Origin of the sequence: Lysobacter sp. M15, assembly GCF_022662515.1 — a bacterium.
In the GTDB taxonomy this organism is placed as follows: domain Bacteria; phylum Pseudomonadota; class Gammaproteobacteria; order Xanthomonadales; family Xanthomonadaceae; genus JAKPBU01.
Genome location: NZ_JAKPBV010000007.1, coordinates 76,207 through 96,895, shown reverse-complemented (window position 1 = coordinate 96,895; position 20,689 = coordinate 76,207). Strand labels below are relative to the sequence as shown.

The window sequence follows — 20,689 nt, the reverse complement described above, 5'->3', positions numbered from 1 at the left end:
CGCACCAAACTACAGGGCCGGGAGCGCTGGCGACATCTAGGACCAACCCGAGGTCCAGAATAGGTTTCGATGACGGAGCGCGACGATTGCCGTCACAACGCGCTGGCGGAGCAGAGCGGGTTGTTGCGGGGTTTTTACTCGAAGCCGGGCGCTTCGCCGAGGACATCACCGTGCCGTACAACCTTCACTCAATGTGCTCCACCCGGCGGGCAGTGCCGTGCTTCACCACGGATCGTGGCCGCAGCGACCGGCCTTCACCTCAGTTCGCTTCGTAGCGCAGATGCAGACGCACGCTGGTGAGCGGATCGTTCTCCGTGGAGCGGTCGGGGTCGCGCTGTACCTGCAACGGCACGTAGAGCACTTCCGCGCCCCAGCGCCAGCGCCTGCCGAAACCGCGTGTCGTGCCGAACGCAATGGCGGGCAGCACGTCCTTGGCGGTCAGGCGGGAGAGGTCATGCACGCCGTAGGTCAGAGCATCCACCTGCACCTCGGTTTCGACCCGCACGGCGGCCAGGCTGGCGTGCCATTGCCAGGCGCCGTGGCGCAGGGCCGGGGTCAGCTCGAGGCCGTAATAGTTGAGCCGAAGCCGGTCGTCCGACGGCGCCCGGCAGCCGTAGGGGTTGATGGTGCCGTCTTCGACGCCCGCCAGTTCGGCGGGGCAGGTGATGTCGCCGCTCACCGACCCGTGCTGGCCGAACAATCGGGCCGACAGCGAGAAATCGCCGCGCTCAAGCAGGAGCCGACCGATCGCCGCCGCGACCAGGGCGCGTGGGCGCGCGCCGTCGATTTCCACCGGCGGCGTATAGCCCAGTTCGGCGACCCAGCCGCCAGGCAACCCCAGCAGCCCGCGCAGGCGACCGATCACCGGCGACTTGTTGAGATCCTCGGACTTGGAGCCGCTGAACCCGACCCGCTGCTGCTGGTCGCTGAGGCTCGGGACATGTCCCAGTTCGACCGCAGCCGCCCATTGCCCGGGACGCAGCGTTGGGGTCTGTCCGAATCCCGTCATGAAACTGGTGGCGGTAAAGTAGTGCATCGCCCATGCCTCCGGGCGATCGGGATCCAGCTGTTCATTGCCGCGATGGACCGTCTGGGCACTCGCGATCGTGCTCACGCCAGACAGCAGTAGGGCCGACAGCAGGAAGGATCGTCCGCGCATTCCAGTTCCTTCTCCGTGGGCCGTGGCGATGATGCTACGGTCCGGCCCCTCCGTGCGCAGGTGCCACGGGCACTGGTCCCCCGCGCATAGGACCGTCGGTCAGATGAATGGCATGGCGGGCTGGCGGTGATATCCGGCGCGCGGCGACCGGCGTAAAGTCGGCAAATGGTGTCGACAATCGTGGCACCCAGCTGTGGCAGACGCGGTTCCAAACCCAATAACCGCTCCGAGGTGTGCCATGCGAACGACTGAGACGGTTTGCCCTCGTCTTCCTGCTGGCGATCGAGCGAAGCCAATGGCGACTGCCCTATCGCCGTCCGGTGCTGATAGCGATCATCGAGCTGACGAAAACGATCGCATCATTTGCCGTCGAGCCGGCCGTCGCCGCATAGGTGTCAGATTGTCGATCGCGGTCCTCGGGCTGTTGTTCCAGGCGGCGGCGTTCGCCGCGAATCACACCGTGACCGCGCGTTCCGACCTGACCTTTTCGCCGAGCAGCCTGACCATCACGGCGGGCGATACGGTCACTTTCCGGAATGGCGGCGGATTCCATAACGTGGTTTCCGATCCCGGATCGGTGACTTCATTTCGTTGTGCCAACGGCTGCGATGGTGCCGGTGGAAACGGGAATCTGAGCAGCCAGTCATGGTCGGCAACCGTGGCCTTCCCAACGGCAGGAGCCGTCGGTTATTTCTGTGAGGCGCATGGGTCGGCCGGTGGCGTGGGCATGTCTGGCAGGATCACCATCCAAGCCGCGCCAGTTACCACGCATTGGAGCGACTTCAACGGTGATTTCGATGCCGATGGTCGCTCGGACATCCTGTGGCGCAATGGCAGCACCGGGGCGAACGCGATCTGGCGCTCGGCCAACTCGACGACGCAGCAAGCGGTGCCCGTCGTGTCGACGAGCTGGCGGGCGGTGGGTTCGGGCGACTACAACGGCGACGGCCGTGCGGACATCCTGTGGCGCAATTTCAGCACCGGCGCCAACGTAATCTGGCGTTCGGCCAACCAGGCCACGCCCCAGGCGGTAACGGCGGTGGCCAACCAGGCGTGGGCCGTCGTCGCTTCGGGCGACTACAACGGCGACGGCCGCTCGGACATCCTGTGGCGCAATGGCAGCACCGGTGCAAACACGATCTGGCGCTCCGCCAATTCGGCGACACCACAGACGGTGCCTACCGTGTCAACGAACTGGCATGTGGTCGGTTCTGGCGACTACAACGGTGACGGTCGCTCGGACATCCTCTGGCGCAATTTCAGCACTGGGGTCAACGCGATCTGGCGTTCGGCCAACCAGACCACGCCGCAGGCGATAACGGCGGTGACCAGTCAGGCGTGGGCCGTCGTCGGCTCTGGCGACTACAACGGTGACGGTCGCTCGGACATCCTGTGGCGCAATGGCAGCACCGGCGCGAACACGATCTGGCGCTCGGCCAATTCGGCGACGCAGCAGACGGTGCCCGTCGTGTCGACGAACTGGCGGGTGGTCGGTTCGGGCGACTACAACGGTGACGGCCGCTCGGACATCCTTTGGCGTAGTTTCAGCACTGGCGCTAACGCGATCTGGCGTTCGGCCAATCAGGCAACGCCGCAGGCGGTGACGGCGGTGACCAACCAGGCGTGGGCGGTCATGGGCGCCGCGAACTAGCGTCCTCACGAACCGGACGCCATGATCCGGCGGGCGCTGCCCGCCGGATTGCGTGCCGTTCGCCGCTACGGCGCGAGCAGATGCCGCTACCAGAACAGGATGCTCGCCGCGTCGAACAGCTCGGCATTGCTCTTCTTGCGGAAGCCGTGGGTTTGGTCGTCGAACATCAGGAAACACAGGCTCACCGGGACCGCGCACGGCCTGCACGATCTGTTCGCCTTGGGTGTAAGACACGCGGGGAGCGACGTTCTGTAGCCGCGAAATGCGGTCGAACACCGCCTTAACTTCTAGGCACGCTCGTCGTCGTAAAGGACACGGTGCAGATTCCGGCGATAGTGCCCGCTTGGTCAGAAAGGGGGTGAAGTCGGAGATGCCGACCGCGTCGACGCCAGCGTTGATCCGCCGACCCCCGGCGACGGAATGGCGGCTAGCGCGGCCTCCCGCATGCGTTGCCGGGACGGCATGCGCTAGAGTCCGCCGTCGGGCGAGACCGGATCGGGGAAGCGCATGACGAGTCGACGTGCATTCGTGCAGGGAACAGGATGGGCCGCGCTGGCCGCGTTCACCGGCGTGCCGAGGATGGCCGCCGCCGCGCCGCGCTGGGCGCCGTATCGCGACACGATCTCGATCGACGCGCTGTCCGGCTCCGAGCTGTTCTATCTGCCCGAGGGCGACCCGGGCGTGCCCGCGGCGCTGCAGGCGCTGCGCGACAGCGGCATGACCGCGCTGATGGTCGCGCCCGCGCCGCAGGGCCAGTTCTGGTACACCGACGCCGCGTTCGAGAAGACCAAGCGCGAGATGGAAGCCTGGAAGGCGGTCGTCGCCCGACACCCGGACGTGCTGACGCTGATCGAAGACCATGCCGACCTGGAGCGCGCGCGCCGCGAGCGCAAGGTCGGCGTGATCTTCACCTTCCAGGGCACCGAGCCGCTGGGCGAGGACCCCGACCGCATCCCGATGTTCCGCGCCATGGGCCTGCGCGTGCTGCAGCTGACCCACAACCGCCGCAACCTGATCGGCGATGGCTGCATGGAGCCGGGCAACGCCGGGCTGAGCAACCTGGGGCACCAGGTAGTGGAACGGTTGAACGCGGAGAAGGTCGTGATCGACCTGGCGCACGGTTCGCAGCGCACCATCCGCGAGGCGATCCTGGCCTCGAAGGCGCCGGTGCTGATCGGGCACACCGGCTGCCGCGCGCTGGTGGACGTGCCGCGCCTGGTCCACGACGATGAACTGAGACTGATGGCCGACCGTGGCGGCGTGGCCGGCATCATCTTCTGGCCCTATATCCGCGAGCAGGGACAGCAGACCTCCGCCGACGTGATCCGGCACATCGAGCACGCGCTCAAGGTCTGCGGCGAGGACCACGTGGGCATCGGCACCGACATCAACCTGACCCCGGTCGATGTCACCCCGGACTACGTGCGCGAGAACACCGAGATGCTTAAGGGCATGATCGCCGACGGCATCTTCGAGCAGGGGCGCGATCCGAACCTGCTGCTGTTCGTGCCCGACCTCAATATGGCCAACCGCTTCGAGGTGCTCGCCGGCCTGCTCTCGGCGCGCGGGCATAGCGATGCGCGCATCGCCAAGATCCTGGGCGGCAACTTCGCACGGGTGATGGGCGAGGTCTGGGGCGACTAGAGGCGGATCGGGCGTTCCGGACGCCCCCGTCGAGGTTCGGAGCGGCTCCGCCGATGTTCCGGACGCCCCGGCCGATGTTCCGGATATCCCGCCCGACGTTCCGAAGGGCCCCGTCGACGTTCTGAACGACCCCGCCGGCGTTCCGAACGGCCTCGTCGATGTTCCGAACGCCCCACCCGACGTTCCGAACGCCCCGGCCGACGTTTCGAATATCCCACCCGACGTTCCGAACGCCCCCGGCGACGTTCCGAACCACCCCGCTGGCGTTCCGAACGGCCTCGTCGATGTTCCGGACACCCCTATCGAGGTTCCGAAAGGCCCCGCCGACGCTCCGGTGCGTTGGGTGCGGGCTACAGGCTGCGGGCGCTCAGCAGGGCGCGCAGTTCCTGCTTTTCGGTTTCGGTCAGCTGCGAAAGCCGTGACTGCAGTTCCTCGCGTCGCTGCTGCAGGGTCTGTGCATCGAGCTGCTCGATCGCGCCGAGCAGATCGGCGCGCCAACCCGCTTCGTCGCCCGGGATCGCCTGGCTCGCCAGCTTCTGCAGCGCGGCGCTTTCCTCGCGTTCGGCGAAATGCTCGAGCAGCGCGCCGGTAGCGATGTCGGGGCGTGCATGGATGGTGTCTAGCATCTCCACCAGCAGTTCGACGCCTGGCTGACGCAGCTGCGCGAACGCGAACGGCGGGGTCACGGCCAGGCCGATCGCCGGACGCTGCAACAGCAGCGCGATCGCGCTGCGCACCAGGCTGCGGCGCGGGGTACCCGAGGCCGCCTGCGACGGCCGCTGCACCGGCACATGGGTCTGCGGCGCCGCATTGCGTGCGCCCACGCCGGTCAGCTCCGTCAGGCGCTGCTGCATCAGGTCGCCGAAGGCGCCGTCGGGAATCTGTGCCAGCAGCGGCTTGGCCCGCTCGGCCAGGCGCGCCTTGCCGTCGAGGGTGGCCAGGTTGACTTCGTTGGAGAGTTCGTCGAAGAAGAACTGCGACAGCGGCGTGGCCTGCTGCAGGCGCGCGTCGAAACCGGCGGCGCCTTCGTGGCGGACGATGGTGTCGGGGTCCTCGCCTTCGGGCAGGAACAGGAAGAACGCCTGGCGGCCGTCGCGCATGCGCGGCAGCACCGATTCCATCGCCTTGCTCGCGGCGCGGCGGCCGGCATTGTCGCCGTCGAAGCAGAAGTACACGTCCGGGGCGTTGCGGAACAGCAGTTCGGCATGGTCGGGCGTGGTGGCAGTGCCGAGAGTGGCCACCGCTTCCAGGATGCCGTGCTGGGCCAGCGCGACCACGTCCATATAGCCCTCGACCACGATCAGCCGCGGGATCCGGGTGTGCGTCTGCCGCACCTGCCACAGGCCGTAGAGTTCGCGGCCCTTGTGGAACAGTTCGGTTTCGGGCGAGTTGAGGTACTTGGGCGAATCTTCCGCATCCAGCACCCGCCCGCCGAAGGCGATCACCCGCCCGCGCCGGTCGTGGATCGGGAACATCACCCGATCGCGGAACTTGTCGTAGATATTGCCCTTGTCGTTCTTCGAGAACAGGCCGGCGCGTTCGAGCAGCGACACCCGGCGCGCATCGGTGCCCAGCGCATCGCGCAGCGCCGAGAAGCTGTCGGGCGCGTAGCCGATCGCGAAGCGCTCGCGCGTGGCCGCGTCCACTTCGCGCCGGTCCAGGTAGGCGCGCGCCTTGTCGCTGGCGGTGAGCTGCTTGACGAAGAAGCGCGCGGCGGCTTCGAGCGCGGCGTAGAGGTCGCGGCTGTCGTTGTTCTCGTTGTGCTGGCGCGTATCGCGCGGCACTTCCAGGCCGGCACGCTTGGCCAGCTCCTCCACCGCATCGAGGAATTCCATGCGGTCGTAATTCATCAGGAAGCTGATCGCGGTGCCGTGCGCCCCGCAGCCGAAGCAGTGGTAGAACTGCTTAGTCGGCGAGACCGTGAACGAAGGCGATCGCTCGTCGTGGAACGGGCAGCGCGCCGAATATTCGCGGCCCTGTTTTTTCAGCGGGACGCGCGCGCCCACCACCTCGACGATGTCGCTGCGTGCGAGCAGTTCGTCGATGAAAGCGTCGGGAATGCGGGCCATGCCGACATGATCGCATCCGCTGCGTATTCATGCGGGTTGCCGCACGGGCCGACCTAGGGTCCTCCCGGATACAGCGGCGCGGAACCCGGCGCTAGCATCCGGCCATCCTCGCGTACCGGGAGTCGCTATGTCCGTCGCCCTCGATCCGGTCGGCTCCACCACCCCGGCCGCGCCCGCCGTCGACGACCTGTCGGCGCCGTACTGCCTGGGCCCGGCCCAGCAGCAGGCACTGGCCGAACGCTACGCCCCGGTCCTGTACTTCCATCCGGACGAAGGCAATTTCCTGCAGGACCCCAATACCTTCCTCGAGCAGTCGACCCTGCGCCAGGAGCGCGATTTCTGGGGCGACAAGGAGCTGCACGGGCTGGGCGATATTCCCGCCGACGAACTGCCGGAGATCGGCCCGGACAACGCCGATGCCGACGGCCAGATCTTCCTCGACCACCGCGAGGAGGATCTGGGCGATGGCGTGCGCGATGGCGACCTGGCCAACAGCCGCAACCTGTTCCTGTACGACTCCGGCACCAACACACTCACCTACTACTTCTTCTACGCCTACAACGACGGTCCGCCGGGCCTGGGCGATGTGCAGAACCACGAGGGCGATTGGGAGCGGATCACGATCCAGCTGGATTCGGATTTCCAGCCGGTCGAAGTGCGCTACGGCGCGCACAACGGGCTGAACATCTCGCGCAGCTGGGCCGATGCGCCGCAGGAAGACGGGCGTCCGGTGGTCTATGTGGGCCAGGGCTCGCATGCCAGCTACCCCGAGCCCGGCGAATGGACCACCAACTTCCCGGGCGTGAACGACCAGGCCTCAAGCGATGGCATCCGCTTCGATCTCGCCGACCGGCCCACGGTGAACGTGACCAGCGAACCCTACTTCGGCAGCCACGTGCTCTGGGGCGAGCGCGGCAGCGCGCAGGAATTCGGGATCGGCGACACCAGCGGACCGACCGGCCCGTCGTGGGAGAAGGGCCCGATCACCGAGGCGGACCCGCGCGAACCCGAATGAGGTTCAGCCCTGCGACGCGGCCGGAGGCGCCGCATTGGCCTGCGCGATCCGCCGTGCCCGCGCGCGTTCGTCGATCACCGCGGTGATCAGCGCGCCGCCGAAGAACACGACGGCGGCGTAATACATCCACACCAGCAGCAGCACCATCGCGCCCATCGAGCCGTAGGCGCTGCCGGGCGCGGCGCTGGCCAGGTAGATTCCGATCGCCCAGCGTCCCAGCACGAACAGGCCGGCGGTGATCAGTCCGCCGAACAGCGCCTGGCGCCAGCGCACGCGGCGATCCGGCAGGAAGTGGTAGAGCAGGGCGAAGGACAGCGCGTACAGGGCCAGCGACGCGAGCGAGCCGAACACCGGCAGCAGTGAGGGCATGCCCGCCAGGATCAGCTGCAGCAGGGTGCTGACCGCGGTCGCGACCAGCAGCAGGAAGCCCAGCGCCAGCACAACGCCGAAGGACAGTACGCGCTTGCGGATCCAGGCGCGGAGCCCCGGCAGGCGCGCCGCATCGGTGCGGAAGATCAGGTTGAGCGCGTCCTGCAGCCGGGCGAATACGGCGGTGGCGCCGACGAACAGCAGCAGGGTGCTCCACAGGCCGGCTATCGAACCGATCCCCGGCCGCTGGTCGGCATTGGCGATCACGGTGTCGGCCACCGACGCCGCCTCACGCCCGGCGAGCTCGCCCACCTGGTCCACGATCGCCTCCTGCGCCGAGCCGTAGAGCGAGGCGGTCAACCACAGCAGCAGCACCAGCAGCGGCGCCAGCGAGAGCAGCGCGTAGAACGCGAGCGAGGCGGCGTGGGTCAGGATGTCGAGTTCGATGAAGCGCCTGGCCAAGGCCACCGGCAGCGAGCCCTTGAGCCGGGCCAGGCGTCGTTCGCGACGCTGCGCGCGTTGGCGTTCCCGGGTCGGGGGCGGGACACCGGACAAGCAGCGCTCAGCCCGAGAGCTTCTGCTTGACCAGGGCCGAGACCTGGCCCATGTCGGCCTGGCCGGCGAGCTTCGGCTTGAGCGCTGCCATCAGCTTGCCCATGTCAGCCGGGCCGCTCGCACCGGTCTCGCCGATGGCCGCGTCGATGGCGGCCAGGATTTCGGCTTCGCCCAGCTTGGCCGGCAGGTAGCGCTGGATCACGCTGATCTCGGCGCGCTCGATCGCGGCCAGGTCCTCGCGATTGGCCTTCTCGTACTGGTCCACCGAGTCCTTGCGCTGCTTGACCATCTTGTCCAGCACCGCGATCACCTGGGTGTCGTCCAGCTGGATGCGTTCGTCGACTTCCTTCTGCTTGATCGCGGCGTTGACCAGGCGGATCACACCCAGCGAGTGCTTGTCGCCGGACTTCATCGCGGCCTTCATGTCGTCGGTGAGGCGTTGCTTGAGGCTCATGGGATCTCCGTCGCGTGGAAGGGATTCGTCCAACCCTCGTGGCCACGGGCGCGGCGGGACCGCGCGAAGGTCGGGAGGGCAATCTGGGACCCGCAGGTTGCGCAGCAAACCACAGGCCTGTCATGCGCAGCATGAAAAAAGCCGGCAACGCTCGCGCGTGCCGGCTTTTTTCTGGATCGTCAGGACGGGCGTGGGCCCGCCGCGATCAGTACAGGCGCTGGCGCTTGGTGACGTCGCGCGAGCTGCGGCGCGCCTGGCGCTTCACCGCGGCCGCTGCCTTGCGCTTGCGTTCCTGGGTCGGCTTCTCGTAGAACTCGCGCTTGCGGGTTTCGGCCAGCACGCCGGCCTTCTCGCAGGTGCGCTTGAAGCGGCGCAGGGCAAACTCGAAGGGCTCGTTTTCGCGGACTTTGACGCTGGGCATAGGAATCTCGGGTGGGTCGGAACAACCGGGCCTGGCCCGGCGAGCCGCGTATGATAACGGGGCGTCCTGTACAGGCGCAACCTGGCGGGCCGTCGCCTGCGGGCCCGGCTCTTTTCCCAGCCCCTAGCCTCCCGTATTGCGGTCATGAAAGTCCTCGGCATCGAAACCAGCTGCGACGAAACCGGCGTGGCCGTCTACGACACGTCCCGCAAGGGAGCCGACGGGCTGCTGGCGCATGCCGTCTACAGCCAGATCGCCCTGCACGCCGAGTACGGCGGGGTGGTGCCGGAGCTGGCCAGCCGCGACCACGTGCGCAAGCTGCTGCCCCTGATCCGCCAGACCCTGGGCGAGGCCGGCCTGGGCGTGGCGGACCTCGACGGCGTGGCCTATACCGCCGGGCCGGGCCTGGTCGGGGCGCTGCTGGTGGGGGCCGGGGTGGCCCGTTCCCTGGCCTGGGCGCTGGATATCCCCGCGATCGGGGTGCACCACATGGAGGGGCATCTGCTGGCGCCGCTGATGGAGGACGATCCGCTGCGCGGGCCGCCCGAACCGCCGTTCGTGGCCCTGCTGGTCTCCGGCGGGCATACCCAGCTGGTCGCGGTGGAGGCCATCGGCCGTTACCGCCTGCTGGGCGAGACTCTGGACGACGCGGCCGGCGAGGCCTTCGACAAGACCGCCAAGCTGATGGGCCTGCCCTATCCGGGCGGTCCGCAGCTGGCCGCACTGGCGGAGCAGTCCGACAAGGCGCCGGGACAGCCCGGCGCGTTCAGGTTCTCGCGGCCGATGACCGATCGGCCCGGCCTGGACTTCAGCTTCAGCGGGCTCAAGACCCAGGTGCTGCTGGCCTGGCGCGACAGCGACCAGAGCGAGACGACCAAGGCCGACATCGCGCGCGGTTTCGAGGACGCGGTGATCGACACCCTGGCGATCAAATGCGAGCGCGCGCTCGACGCCGCGGCTTGCGACGTGCTGGTGGTGGCCGGCGGCGTTGGCGCCAACCGGCGTCTGCGCGCAAAGCTCCAGCTCATGGCCGAACGCCGTGGCGGGCGCGTGTGCTTCCCGCGCCCGGCGCTGTGCACCGACAACGGTGCGATGATCGCCTTCGCCGGTGCGCTGCGCCTGCAGGCTGGGCAGCACGACGATGCCGCGGTGCACGTGACCCCGCGTTGGGACATGGCGAGCCTGCCGGCGGTCGCGGCCTAGATGGATCGGGTCTTGATCGAAGGCCTGCAGGTCGAGGCGCTGGTCGGCGTCTATGCGCACGAGCGCGATGCCGTGCAGCCGCTGCTGCTGGATATCGAACTGGGCTACGACAACCGCAAGCCGGCGGCCAGCGACGACGTCGCCGATACGCTCGACTATGCCGCGGTGTGCGCGCGCGTGCGCCAGCTGGTCGCGGAGCGCGAGCCGCAGTTGCTTGAAACCCTGGCCGAGGCGCTGGCCGCGGATCTGTTGCGCTCGTTCAACGCGATCACGGCGAAGGTGCGCATTCGCAAGCCGCTCGCGGCGGCGGCCCTGGGCGCGGCGTCGGTCGGAGTGGAGATCGTGCGTGACGCCGGCGACTAGCGGCGCGGAAGACACCGGCGCTGCAGAGCATGCGCTGGTGATCGGGTCCAATCGGCGCCGGGCCGCCAATATGCGCCATGCCCGGCGGCGGCTGCAGGAGCATTTCGAAGTCCTGGACTGCGCCCGGGCGCGGCGCACGCGCGATGGCGACGGGGCGCGTTACCTCAATGCCGCGGTGCGCGTCCGTTCGACCCTGCCGCCATCGGCGTTGCGAACGATCCTGCATGCGATCGAGGATGAAACCGGCCGCACGCGCGGCGATGCCGCAGTGACCTTGGATATCGACCTGGTCGCCAGTCGCGATGCGCAGGGTCGGGTGCAGACGCACAAGCCGGACGACCTGCAGCGCGACTACGTGCGGGAACTGCTGGCGCAGATCGGTTTCGACCCAATGTAGGTCGGGGCTACCGGCTCGACGCGCATGCATCGGTGCGAGCGGACGTCGGGCGCGTAGGCCCGACCTACGGTGTTGCGCTTCTTCAATAGCAGGTACCAGGACGTCGGTCGGGGCTACGTCCCCGACCCGCATGCATCGGTGCGAACGGAAGTCGGACGCAGAGGCCCGGTCTACGGCGTTGCCCGGTTCGCGTAGAGCGGGAAGGTCGCCGGGTCAGATCGACAGGTTGCGGCCGCCATCCACGGCCAGCACCTGACCGGTCACGTAGGGGGCGGCGGTCAGCAGCCAGAGCACGGTGCCAGCGATATCGTCGGGCTCGCCTTGGCGCGCGAGCGCGGTGCGTTTTTGCACCGTGTCCAGTGTTTCCGCCTTCACCGGATTGTCCGACCACAGGATGTTGCCGGGCGCCACCGCGTTGACACGCACGTCCGGGCCCAGCTCCACGGCCAGCGCCTTGGTGGCCATCACCAGCGCGGCCTTGGCCATGCAGTAGACGCTGTGGCCGCGCAGCGGGCGGTCGGCATAGATGTCGGCGATGTTGACGATCGCGCCGCGCGCGGCCTGCAGGTGCGGCGCCGCCGCCTGGGCCAGGAAATAGGGCGCACGCGCGTTACTCGCGAACAGCGCGTCCCATTGCTGTGGCGTCGCGCTGCCAAACGGCGTGGAAAAGTAGGTCGAAGCATTGTTCACCAGCGCATCCAGCCGGCCGAAGCGACCGACCGTCCGGGCCACCAGTTCCGGCAGGCGATCGAATTCGGCGAGCTCGGCCTGCAGCGCGATGACGCTGTCCGCGCGCGCCGATTCCAGTTCGCGCACCAGCGCGTCCATCTCGGTCTGCGAACTGCGGTAGTGCAGCGCCAGGTCGTACCCATGCGCGTGCAGGCGCCTGGCGATCTGCGCACCGATGCGCTTGGCGGCGCCGGTGACCAGGGCGACGGGGCGGGCGGAATCCATGGCCCATGTTCGCATGCCCCGCCATCGCCGTAGGAGCGATGTGAGTCGCGAGCTTTTTGCTTCTGTACGATCGGGGCAAGCGCTTCGCGACTCACGTCGCTCCTACAATGGGTGCCTGTGCCGCGTGCTTGCCGGAGCTTCGCCTGAGTACATTGCCGCCCCCCGATGCCGACGCGCTGGCGCATAGCGAGCGCCTGGGTGCGCTGATCCGGCACGAGATCGTCGCGGGCGGCGGGGCGATCCCGTTCCATCGCTTCATGGAGCTGTGCCTGTACTCGCCCGGACTGGGCTACTACAGCGCCGGCGCGGCCAAGTTCGGCGAGGCCGGCGATTTCGTCACCGCGCCGGAACTGGGGCCGCTGTTCGCCGCCTGCGTGGCCGATGCGGTGGCGCCGGTGCTGCAGCAGCTCGGCCCGCAGGCGCAGGTTCTGGAGCTGGGCGGCGGCAGCGGCGCCTTTGCCGAAACCGCGCTCAAGCGGCTGCTGGCGCTGGATGCCGTGCCCGATCGTTACGCGATCCTGGAACCGAGCGCCGACCTGCGCGCACGCCAGCAGCAGCGGCTGCGCGAGCGCCTCAACCCGCTGCTGTTCGATCTGGTGGAATGGTTGGACGCGCCGCCACCGCAGCGCTGGAACGGGGTGCTGTTCGCGAACGAGGTGATCGATGCGCTGCCCACGCCGCGCTTCACCCTGCGCGAGGGGGAAGTGTTCGAGGAACACGTCGTGCTGGCGCCGGATGGCGGCTTCGTTCGCGAGGACCGCCCGGCCGATCCGCTGCTGGCCGCGGCGGTGCGCCACGTCGAACGTTCGCTGGACGAGCGCTTCGCCGACGGCTACCGGTCCGAGCTGCTGCCGCAGCTGCCTTACTGGGTGCAGGCAGTGGCCGGCGGCCTGGACGCGGGCGCGATGCTGTTCGTGGATTACGGCTATCCGCGTCGCGAGTACTATCAGCCCCAGCGCAGCGAAGGCACCCTGCGCGCATTTCGGCGCCACCACGTGGTCGCCGACGTATTCGCCGCACCGGGGCTGCAGGACATCACCGCCTCGGTGGACTTCACCGCCTTGGCCGAGGCTGGCACCCAGGCCGGCTTCGACCTGGCCGGTTACTGCACGCAGGCGAGTTTTCTCATCGGCAATGGTCTGGAACAGCGCCTGCAGGAAGCCGAATCCCGCGCCCGCGGCGAGGCCGCGCTGCAGCGGCTGCGCCAGCAGGCCCGGACGCTGACCATGCCCGATCAGATGGGCGAGCGCTTCCAGGCGATGGGGTTTGCGCGCGACGTGGAATTCGGCGCTGCGTTCCTGGCCGGCGACCTGAGCTGGCGGCTGTGAATCGCGCCGCCCCGCGCCTTGCAGGCCGTTCGCTCAAGCCGTTCCGGCGTCCCTGGCTGTGGGCGGGTCTGTGGACCACGGCGGTGGCGGCGGTGTGCGTGGCTTCGCTGGTGCCGCCATCCAGCCTGCCCTCGGTGCCGGCGGGCACCGACAAGCTCGAACACCTCGTCGGCTACGCGTTGCTGGCGGCCGGCGCGGTGCAGCTGTTCGGACGCCGGCTCTCGCTGCTCTCGGCCTGCGTGGCGCTGGCGCTGATGGGCATCGGCCTGGAATATCTGCAGGGCCAGATGGGCCTGGGCCGCGCGATGGACACGCGCGATGCGCTGGCCAATACGCTCGGCGTGCTGGCCGGACTGGCGACCCAGTTCACGCGCTGGCGCGATGCGCTGCTGCGTTTCGACAACAGGCGACCGTAGCTCGGGGCTACCGCCCCGACGCGCATCTTCCAGCGCAAGCAGGGGCAGGCGCGTAGCCCGACCTGTACGAATGCATGAGACGCGAGAGGTGTCTGGGAAACGAGTCCTTTCGCGTCTATCGGAAAACGCAAGGGCCCGGCCGAAGCCAGGCCCTTGCATGATGGCTGCGCTCAGAACTTGAAACGCAGACTCAGGTAGTACTGGCGCCCGTTCTCGTAAAACGCGTACGGCAGCTTGCGACCCTCGCCGTTGACCTGGCTGTAGTACTCCAGCTTCGGATCGTTGAGGTTGAGCGCATCGAGCGAGATGCTCATCCAGTCGGTCGCCTTGTATCCCAGCGATGCCGACAGGTTGCCGACGCCGGCCTGGAAGAAGTCGTCGGTGCGGGCCACGCCGGCATAGAAATCGGAACGGTAGGTGTAGCTCAGGCGCGCATTGAACAGATCGTTCTCGAAGTAGCCCGACAGGTTGTAGGTATTCTTCGACGTGCCATACACCGGCTTGGCCCCGTCCGAATCGCTGTCGGCATAGGTGTAGTTGGCGGCGATGCCGAAGTGCTCGCCGATCGGCTGCTCGTAGGTCACCTCGACGCCGCGCACCTGCGCATCGGTATTGGTCGGGCTCGATACGGCGTAGTCCGACACCACCAGCTGACCGGTCGCGGCGCTGGCTGCCTGGTCGATGAACTGCTGGGTGGTGGTGCCGAAGGTCACGTAGTCCTTCATATCCATCGAGTACAGACTCACCGCCAGCAGCGCGCGCGGGGCGAAATACCATTCCAGCGAGGCGTCGAAGTTGGTCGACACGATCGGGTCGAGGTTCGGGTTGCCGCCGCTGCCGGTATGGGTCAGGTCATCCAGCGACACCGATCCGGCCAGGGCCGAAAAGTCCGGCCGGGTCAGGGTCTTCGATGCGGCCAGGCGTCCGACCAGGGTGTCGCTGAAGTCGTACTTGAAGTTCGCGCTTGGCAGCAATTCCGAATAGGTCTTGCGCACCGGCGTGGGCAGGTAGGGTCCGAATGCCGAGCCGTTGATCGTGCCTTCCGGCTGCTGGTCGAGCGGCAGGGTCGGGTTGACCGCCACGTTGCTCACGGTGAGCTGGTTGGTGCGCACGTAGCGCAAGCCCAGGTTGCCGCTCCAGCGTTCGCCCTGGAAGTTGGCCTGCACATAGCCCGCGCCGCTCTTTTCGTTCACCCGGTACAGGTCCGGCCAGTAGAAGCGCTCGACCGGGTTGCGGTTGGCGAATCGCTCGTTGAGCTCGGCCAGCTGTTCCGGCGTCCAGTACCAGATGCCGCCTGGTGCGTTGCCGCCAATGCCGCTGCCGTGGTCGCCCGGATAGTTCTGGAAATCACCCAGCGGATAGTTGGCCGAGTTGGTCCAGTCGGTGGCCCAGTTCGGTCCCTGCGCCACTTCAAACAGGTTCTCGCGGGTGTGGTCGGAATAACGCACGCCGAAGTCGAGCGAGGCGAGCGCGCCTTCGACGAAGGTGAACTCGCCGTCGGCCTGCGCCCACTCCTCTTCGTCGAGCGCGTCGATGCCCTGGCCGCCGAAAATCCACCCGGACCCAAGCAGCACTCCCGCGGGCGAAGTGTTGTCGCCGCCGAGGGTCCAGTCCGCGGGCGAATGCGCGCCGTGCATGGTCCAGCTGGCGCCGGCGTTGCCGGCGGTGCCGGTCTCGATCACGTCCTGGGTCGGACTGCGACCATGGCCTTCGGTGTCGCCACCCTTGAACTTGAGATTGAAGTTGTCGGTCACACGCCAGTCGGCGCTGAAGGTGATGTATTTGGATTCGGAGCTGGCGTTCGGCCGCGAGATCATGTCGTACACGCCGTACGGGCGCACCGTGGTCGACGTTTCCGGGCCGTACTCGGCGTGGGTCAGCACGCCATCTTCGATGGTGTAGCCGGGCAACGGGGCCACGTTCGGCACGAACTGGCTTGCCCACATCATGTAGTTGCGGTTGTAGTTGTCCGCTTCCAGCCTCGAATAGAACGCGTTGACGCCAAAGGTGACGTTTTCGCTGGGCTTGACCTGCATGTCCAGCACGCCGCCCTTGCGAGTGCGCTCCTGCTCGAACAGAACGGCACCCATCAGGTTGGGGAACAGCACACCCGCCAGGTCGGGATTGGTCGCGACTACGGGCGCGTCGTCGGCGATCGTCTGGAACCCGCCCACGATCTCCTGGCCGTCGCGGCGCAGGCTGCGCTTTTCGTAGAACGCCTGCACCATCACGCCCAGGGTGCTGTCGGCGTTGCGCCAGTTGAACAGGCCGTTGAACTGCGGATCGGTCTCGCCCGGCAGGTCCGCGTACACGCCGCCGATCATCGCCTCGGCGGTGATCTCATCGGCGAACTGCAGCGGCCGCCGGGTGATGATGTCGACCGAACCGGCGCTGCCGCCTTCGGTGAGTTTGGCCTGGGACGACTTGTGCACCACCACCTGGCTGACGATCTCCGAAGGCAACAGCGAATAGCTGACGCTGCGGCCAACCGTCTGCACCTGGCTGAGCACGAACCAGTCGCCGGTGCCGACGGTATGTCCGTTGACCAGGGTCTGGGTCAGGCTGGGGCTGGTGCCGCGCAGGCTGATCCGGTCGCTCTCATCGAACCCACCTTCGGTCGCGCTCGATGAGCTGATGTTCACGCCCGGCAGGCGTTGCAGGGTGTCGGCGACGTTCTTGGCCGGCAGCTTGCCGATGTCCTCGGCGGTCACCACTTCCACGTGCGAATCGGCATTGCGCTTGCTGTCGAGCGATTTCTCCACGCTGCCGCGGATGCCCACCACGGTGATCGCGTCGAGTTCCTCGACATCTTGCTCGTCTGTGGTTTGCGCGTCGCTGGCGACGGGCTGCGCTGCGCTCTCCTGCGCCCGCACCGGTGTGGACAGGCCCAGGCAGGCGACGATCGCTGCGGACAGGACGGAAGTGCGGTACGTCATGGCGGGTTCTCCTCGTGGATGGGGTGCGATCCGTCGCTTGGTTGTCGTGGTCATCGCATCCGTCGCGGCGCGGCGGATGCGAGTGGAATCAGGAGGGGCCGGACTGGCCCAGGTACCAGCTGGCGGCGCCGAGCACCCCGAGGCGGCCGTGCTCGACCAGCTTCACCGGGATGCGTTCGAGCGCCTCGCGCATCAGGCCCTTGTCCAGGAACCGCTCGATGAACCGGCTGCGCACCAGGAATTCGCGGATGCCCGGCAGGATCCCGCCGGCCAGGTACACGCCGCCCTGCGCCCCGTAGGTCAGCGCCAGATCCCCGGCGGTGCTGCCGAGCAGGCCGCAGAACACGGACAGGCTTTCGACCGCACGCGCTTCGCGTCCGGTGATGCCGGCGTCGCTCACCTCGCGCGGCGTGGTGCAAACCGGCGCCTCGCCGTGCAGCGCGCATAGCGCCACATACAGGTTCAGCAGGCCCGGTCCTGACAGCAGGTGCTCGACCGGCAGGTGCGAGCGCGTGCGCAGCAGTTCCTGCAGCAGGGCGATCTCGAGATCGGTGCCCACCGCCAATGCGGCCTGGCCCGCCTCGGTTGCCAGCACCGCCGGGCCCGCGGCGGAGGGGATCCACAGGGCTGAGCCGAAGCCGGTGCCCGGGCCCAGTACCAAAACCGGGCCGGAGACCGCATGGGCCGGACCTGCCAGATGCAGGACTTCACTGGTGTCGAAATAGGGCGCGGCGTGCGCGACGGCCTCGAAATCGTTCACCAGCCGCAGATCGCCCAGGCCCGGCATCGCGCGCAGCTGCGCGAGCTGGACGGCCCAGGGCAGGTTGGCCGAAATCAGGCGTCCGTCTTCCAGCTGGTACCCGGCACTGGCGATGACGCCGCCGCTGACTGCGGTCTCGCCGCCTGCTCCAAGAAAATCCGCGATGACCGGTTCCAGTCCGTCGTAGTCCGCGCAGACGTAGGTGCGGTAGTCGAGGACGGTGATCGGCTGCGCTGGGTCGCCGCTTGCGCACACCCGCCCGAGCCGCACATGGGTTCCCCCGACATCGGCTGCCAGGAACGGCTGGCGGCGGGTCCGATCCGCTGGCGGGGCATGCGCAAGGCTCACGGGGTTCCTCGATCGGACGGTCGAGCGGAGTCTCGGCAGGTAAAGACAACGTTGTCAAGACCTGGTCACGAAGCATGGCCCGGCGCATGGCATCCCTTGGCGCCGGAGGGCGGCTGGACCCGGAAGCTCTGCGTCAGTTGTCTGAATAAGTCTTTGAATCTTATGGAATTTCAGCTATTGCGTGGACCAACCCAGCTCGAAAATGGCGCGACTTGGAGGGTCGTCGAAAAATGCTGCAGTGCACCGTGAGTCTGCGCGGAAATCGTTGACCATTCCTTGGATGATGTGACAACGTTGACAGCACCTGTTCCGCAGAGGCGCCCTTGGCGAACCCAACGTGGCTCACCACCGCAGCCGATACCGCCGCCCGTGCAGCCGCGTCGCCGAACGCGACGTGCAGGAGGTCCCGATGAGCCAACGCCGGGTTTGTACGAAATGAGCGGATCCGAAACCAGCTCGCGGGCACCGCGTCGGGCGACCATCAAGGACGTCGCCGAGCGCGCGAAGGTGTCGCTCAAGACCGTTTCGCGGGTGATCAACAACGAGCCGTCGGTGATGCAGGCCACGCGCACCCGTGTCCTGCATGCGATCGACGAACTCGACTACGAACCCGATTCGTCCGCGCGCAACCTGCGCAGCGCGACCTCGTTCGTGATCGGGCTGGTGTACGACAACCCCAACGCGTACCACATCATCGGCATCCAGAACGGCGTGCTCTCGGCGTGCCGGGAAACGGGCTACGACCTGCAGATCCATCCCTGCGATGCGAGCTCGCCGCTGCTCGCCGACGAGTTGACCGAATGGGCCAGACGGTCGCGGCTGGCCGGCCTGGTACTGACCGCACCGATGGCCGAATCGCTCGAACTGGTGAAGACCCTGGCCGCGCGTGGATTGCGGCTGGTCCGGATCATGGCCGCCACTGAGGATCCTGGCGACGGGTTTCCCTGCGTGTATGTGGACGACCGCGATGCGGCCTACGAAATCACCGAGCACCTGATCCAGCTGGGCCACGAACGGATCGGCTTCCTGTGGGGCGGGTCCGCGCACCGTTCGAGTTCCGAGCGTTACCTGGGCTACGAGCAGGCGTTGAAGGATTACGGCATCACCCTGGACAAGCATCTGGTGGTGCCGGGCGACTACACCTTCGATGATGGCTTCCGCGGTGCCCGCCGGCTGCTGGCCCTGCGCGATCCGCCGACTGCGATCTTCGGCTGCAACGACGAGATCGCTGCCGGCGTGCTCGCGGCCGCGCGCTCGGCCGGCATGAACGTGCCCTACGATCTGTCGATCGCCGGCTTCGAGGACAGTCCGTTCTCGCGCCAGTCCTGGCCGGCCCTGACCACGGCTAAGCAGGCGACCGAGGACATCGCGCGGCATGCCGCGCGGCTGCTGATCAGCGGGCTGCGCGAGGACGCCTACGACGACCATCCGATGCCCGTGCTCAACCAGGGCTTCGTTCCGCAGCTGGTCGTGCGCGGTTCGACGGCGCCGATGCGCCCGCGCAGCCTCCCGCACGGGGATGGTTGAGCCGGGCGATCGGCCGCGCCGATTCGCATCGGTCGACGCGCTGCGTGGCATCACCGTCGCGGCGATGCTGCTGGTCAACAATCCCGGCGACTGGGCGCATGTCTACCCATGGCTGCGGCATGCCCCGTGGCATGGATTCACACCGACCGATCTGGTGTTCCCGCTCTTCCTGTTCGTGGTCGGCGCGTCGATCTCCCTGGGCCTGGCGCCGCGGGCCGATGCGGGCATGCAGACGGCGGAGTTACGCCGGGCTGTGCTGCTGCGGGCGGTCCGGATCGTCGCGCTGGGTCTGGTGCTGCACGCGCTGGCGTATTGGCTGCTGCAGCGCGGTGACTTCCGCCCGTGGGGCGTGCTGCAGCGCATCGGCATCTGTTATGGCGTGGCGGGCCTGCTGGCCCTGCATGCCACGGCGCGCACGCAGTGGGCGGCGATCGCGGCACTGCTGCTGGGTTACTGGGCCTTGCTGGCCAGTTACGGCGGATTCGAACCCGAGGTCAACCTCGCCAGCCGGGTGGACACGGCCCTGCTCGGGTCGATGGTCTACCAGTTCGATCCCGCCAGCGGCCGCGGGCACGAGCCCGAAGGCCTGCTCAGCACGTTTCCGGCCATCGCCACCACGCTCCTGGGCGTGCGTGCGGGCGAATGGCTGCGGCATGCGCGCGCGTTGCGCCTCTGGGCCATGGGCGCCGCGTTGTTGTTGCTGGGCGGGTTGTGGAGTCTTCTGCTTCCGCTCAACAAAAACCTGTGGACGCCCTCTTATGTGCTGTGGAGCGGCGGCTGGGCCGCACTGGCCTTGGCGACGTGCCATGCGCTGATCGACCGCCGGCACTGGCCCGCGCTCGGGCGCCGCTTCGGGGCCAATGCGATCACCGCCTACGCCGGCTCGGCGGCGATGGTCTACGCCCTGTCGGCAGCCGGATGTTGGGAACCGCTCTATCGCGTCGGATTCGCGCAATGGATGACGCCATGTTGGGGGTCGCACCTGCCGTCGTTGGCCTTCGCCATGACGTTCGTGCTGACGTGGTGGGTCATCGTGTACGCCATGGATCGACGCGGGCTCCGTCTGCGCATCTGATGTCAGCCAGGGGCGCCCCGCACCGATGAGTTCGGCGCTCGGAGC

Annotated in this window: 18 protein-coding genes; 10 read left to right on the top strand and 8 right to left on the bottom strand. The window is 67.8% G+C overall.

The genetic code is table 11. The features are described from left to right. Nucleotides 1-259 precede the first annotated feature (259 nt). Nucleotides 260-1,159: a hypothetical protein gene (locus MC380_RS06690; protein ID WP_242163804.1), complete on the bottom strand. Its 900-nt coding sequence runs from the start codon at nucleotides 1,157-1,159 to the stop codon at nucleotides 260-262. Nucleotides 1,160-1,559: 400 nt separating this feature from the next. Here MC380_RS06690 and MC380_RS06685 point away from each other — a divergent pair, with 400 nt between their 5' ends. Beyond that, nucleotides 1,560-2,810 (top strand): FG-GAP-like repeat-containing protein, encoded by a 1,251-nt coding sequence (locus tag MC380_RS06685; RefSeq protein WP_242102365.1) that lies wholly within the window; start codon nucleotides 1,560-1,562, stop codon nucleotides 2,808-2,810. A gap of 507 nt (nucleotides 2,811-3,317) precedes the next feature. Continuing rightward, nucleotides 3,318-4,454 (top strand): membrane dipeptidase, encoded by a 1,137-nt coding sequence (locus tag MC380_RS06680; RefSeq protein ID WP_242163802.1) that lies wholly within the window; start codon nucleotides 3,318-3,320, stop codon nucleotides 4,452-4,454. Nucleotides 4,455-4,804: 350 nt separating this feature from the next. On the opposite strand, the gene dnaG is transcribed toward MC380_RS06680, so the two are convergent. Next, complete coding sequence (gene dnaG, locus MC380_RS06675) at nucleotides 4,805-6,523, bottom strand: DNA primase (RefSeq protein ID WP_242163800.1); 1,719 nt, start codon at nucleotides 6,521-6,523, stop codon at nucleotides 4,805-4,807. Nucleotides 6,524-6,650: 127 nt separating this feature from the next. Here dnaG and MC380_RS06670 point away from each other — a divergent pair, with 127 nt between their 5' ends. After that, nucleotides 6,651-7,538 carry a Vps62-related protein gene (locus tag MC380_RS06670; protein WP_242163798.1) on the top strand — a complete coding sequence of 296 codons (888 nt, stop codon included), beginning with the start codon at nucleotides 6,651-6,653 and terminating at the stop codon, nucleotides 7,536-7,538. Between the two features lie 3 nt (nucleotides 7,539-7,541). On the opposite strand, the gene MC380_RS06665 is transcribed toward MC380_RS06670, so the two are convergent. From MC380_RS06665 to rpsU, 3 genes are all read right to left on the bottom strand, one after another. Beyond that, nucleotides 7,542-8,462 carry a YihY/virulence factor BrkB family protein gene (locus MC380_RS06665; protein WP_242163796.1) on the bottom strand — a complete coding sequence of 307 codons (921 nt, stop codon included), beginning with the start codon at nucleotides 8,460-8,462 and terminating at the stop codon, nucleotides 7,542-7,544. 7 nt (nucleotides 8,463-8,469) lie between these two features. Then, on the bottom strand, nucleotides 8,470-8,916 hold the full coding sequence (locus MC380_RS06660) for a GatB/YqeY domain-containing protein (RefSeq protein WP_242163794.1): 447 nt from the start codon (nucleotides 8,914-8,916) through the stop codon (nucleotides 8,470-8,472). Between the two features lie 205 nt (nucleotides 8,917-9,121). After that, nucleotides 9,122-9,337 (bottom strand): 30S ribosomal protein S21, encoded by a 216-nt coding sequence (gene rpsU, locus MC380_RS06655; RefSeq protein ID WP_056134345.1) that lies wholly within the window; start codon nucleotides 9,335-9,337, stop codon nucleotides 9,122-9,124. Nucleotides 9,338-9,481: 144 nt separating this feature from the next. On the opposite strand from rpsU, the gene tsaD reads away from it, so the two are divergent. From tsaD to MC380_RS06640, 3 genes are read left to right on the top strand one after another with little or no spacing between them, the layout of a single operon-like run. Beyond that, nucleotides 9,482-10,540 carry a tRNA (adenosine(37)-N6)-threonylcarbamoyltransferase complex transferase subunit TsaD gene (gene tsaD / locus MC380_RS06650; RefSeq protein WP_242163792.1) on the top strand — a complete coding sequence of 353 codons (1,059 nt, stop codon included), beginning with the start codon at nucleotides 9,482-9,484 and terminating at the stop codon, nucleotides 10,538-10,540. A 12-nt stretch (nucleotides 10,541-10,552) separates the two neighbouring features. Beyond that, nucleotides 10,553-10,903 (top strand): dihydroneopterin aldolase, encoded by a 351-nt coding sequence (gene folB, locus MC380_RS06645; RefSeq protein ID WP_242163790.1) that lies wholly within the window; start codon nucleotides 10,553-10,555, stop codon nucleotides 10,901-10,903. Then, a complete protein-coding gene (locus MC380_RS06640) occupies nucleotides 10,887-11,300 on the top strand; it encodes a 2-amino-4-hydroxy-6-hydroxymethyldihydropteridine diphosphokinase (RefSeq protein WP_242163788.1) in 414 nt (137 codons plus the stop codon). Before folB ends, MC380_RS06640 begins: the two co-directional genes overlap by 17 nt. A gap of 213 nt (nucleotides 11,301-11,513) precedes the next feature. Here the strand turns inward: MC380_RS06640 and MC380_RS06635 are convergent, their stop codons facing one another. Beyond that, nucleotides 11,514-12,254 (bottom strand): pteridine reductase, encoded by a 741-nt coding sequence (locus MC380_RS06635; RefSeq protein WP_242163786.1) that lies wholly within the window; start codon nucleotides 12,252-12,254, stop codon nucleotides 11,514-11,516. A 107-nt stretch (nucleotides 12,255-12,361) separates the two neighbouring features. On the opposite strand from MC380_RS06635, the gene MC380_RS06630 reads away from it, so the two are divergent. Next, nucleotides 12,362-13,582, top strand: coding sequence for an SAM-dependent methyltransferase (locus tag MC380_RS06630; protein ID WP_242163784.1), 1,221 nt, complete (start codon nucleotides 12,362-12,364; stop codon nucleotides 13,580-13,582). Further along, nucleotides 13,579-13,998 (top strand): VanZ family protein, encoded by a 420-nt coding sequence (locus MC380_RS06625; protein ID WP_242163782.1) that lies wholly within the window; start codon nucleotides 13,579-13,581, stop codon nucleotides 13,996-13,998. Before MC380_RS06630 ends, MC380_RS06625 begins: the two co-directional genes overlap by 4 nt. 170 nt (nucleotides 13,999-14,168) lie before the next feature. Here MC380_RS06625 and MC380_RS06620 read toward each other — a convergent pair whose 3' ends face one another. Continuing rightward, on the bottom strand, nucleotides 14,169-16,934 hold the full coding sequence (locus tag MC380_RS06620; protein WP_242163780.1) for a TonB-dependent receptor: 2,766 nt from the start codon (nucleotides 16,932-16,934) through the stop codon (nucleotides 14,169-14,171). 88 nt (nucleotides 16,935-17,022) lie between these two features. Continuing rightward, complete coding sequence (locus tag MC380_RS06615) at nucleotides 17,023-18,042, bottom strand: glucokinase (protein WP_242163778.1); 1,020 nt, start codon at nucleotides 18,040-18,042, stop codon at nucleotides 17,023-17,025. A gap of 435 nt (nucleotides 18,043-18,477) precedes the next feature. Here MC380_RS06615 and MC380_RS06610 point away from each other — a divergent pair, with 435 nt between their 5' ends. Then, on the top strand, nucleotides 18,478-19,569 hold the full coding sequence (locus tag MC380_RS06610) for a LacI family DNA-binding transcriptional regulator (protein ID WP_242163776.1): 1,092 nt from the start codon (nucleotides 18,478-18,480) through the stop codon (nucleotides 19,567-19,569). Further along, nucleotides 19,562-20,644 carry a heparan-alpha-glucosaminide N-acetyltransferase domain-containing protein gene (locus tag MC380_RS06605; RefSeq protein WP_242163774.1) on the top strand — a complete coding sequence of 361 codons (1,083 nt, stop codon included), beginning with the start codon at nucleotides 19,562-19,564 and terminating at the stop codon, nucleotides 20,642-20,644. Before MC380_RS06610 ends, MC380_RS06605 begins: the two co-directional genes overlap by 8 nt. Nucleotides 20,645-20,689: the final 45 nt, after the last annotated feature.

Excerpts from the sequence above, each read along its gene's own strand:
- MC380_RS06620 (WP_242163780.1), bottom strand. The coding sequence starts at position 16,934 with ATGACGTACCGCACTTCCGTCCTGTCCGCAGCGATCGTCGCCTGCCTG.
- MC380_RS06670 (WP_242163798.1), top strand. The coding sequence starts at position 6,651 with ATGTCCGTCGCCCTCGATCCGGTCGGCTCCACCACCCCGGCCGCGCCC.
- MC380_RS06610 (WP_242163776.1), top strand. The coding sequence starts at position 18,478 with ATGAGCGGATCCGAAACCAGCTCGCGGGCACCGCGTCGGGCGACCATC.
- MC380_RS06605 (WP_242163774.1), top strand. The coding sequence starts at position 19,562 with ATGGTTGAGCCGGGCGATCGGCCGCGCCGATTCGCATCGGTCGACGCG.
- MC380_RS06690 (WP_242163804.1), bottom strand. The coding sequence starts at position 1,159 with ATGCGCGGACGATCCTTCCTGCTGTCGGCCCTACTGCTGTCTGGCGTG.
- MC380_RS06635 (WP_242163786.1), bottom strand. The coding sequence starts at position 12,254 with ATGGATTCCGCCCGCCCCGTCGCCCTGGTCACCGGCGCCGCCAAGCGC.
- MC380_RS06680 (WP_242163802.1), top strand. The coding sequence starts at position 3,318 with ATGACGAGTCGACGTGCATTCGTGCAGGGAACAGGATGGGCCGCGCTG.
- MC380_RS06630 (WP_242163784.1), top strand. The coding sequence starts at position 12,362 with ATGGGTGCCTGTGCCGCGTGCTTGCCGGAGCTTCGCCTGAGTACATTG.
- rpsU (WP_056134345.1), bottom strand. The coding sequence starts at position 9,337 with ATGCCCAGCGTCAAAGTCCGCGAAAACGAGCCCTTCGAGTTTGCCCTG.
- dnaG (WP_242163800.1), bottom strand. The coding sequence starts at position 6,523 with ATGGCCCGCATTCCCGACGCTTTCATCGACGAACTGCTCGCACGCAGC.
- MC380_RS06660 (WP_242163794.1), bottom strand. The coding sequence starts at position 8,916 with ATGAGCCTCAAGCAACGCCTCACCGACGACATGAAGGCCGCGATGAAG.
- tsaD (WP_242163792.1), top strand. The coding sequence starts at position 9,482 with ATGAAAGTCCTCGGCATCGAAACCAGCTGCGACGAAACCGGCGTGGCC.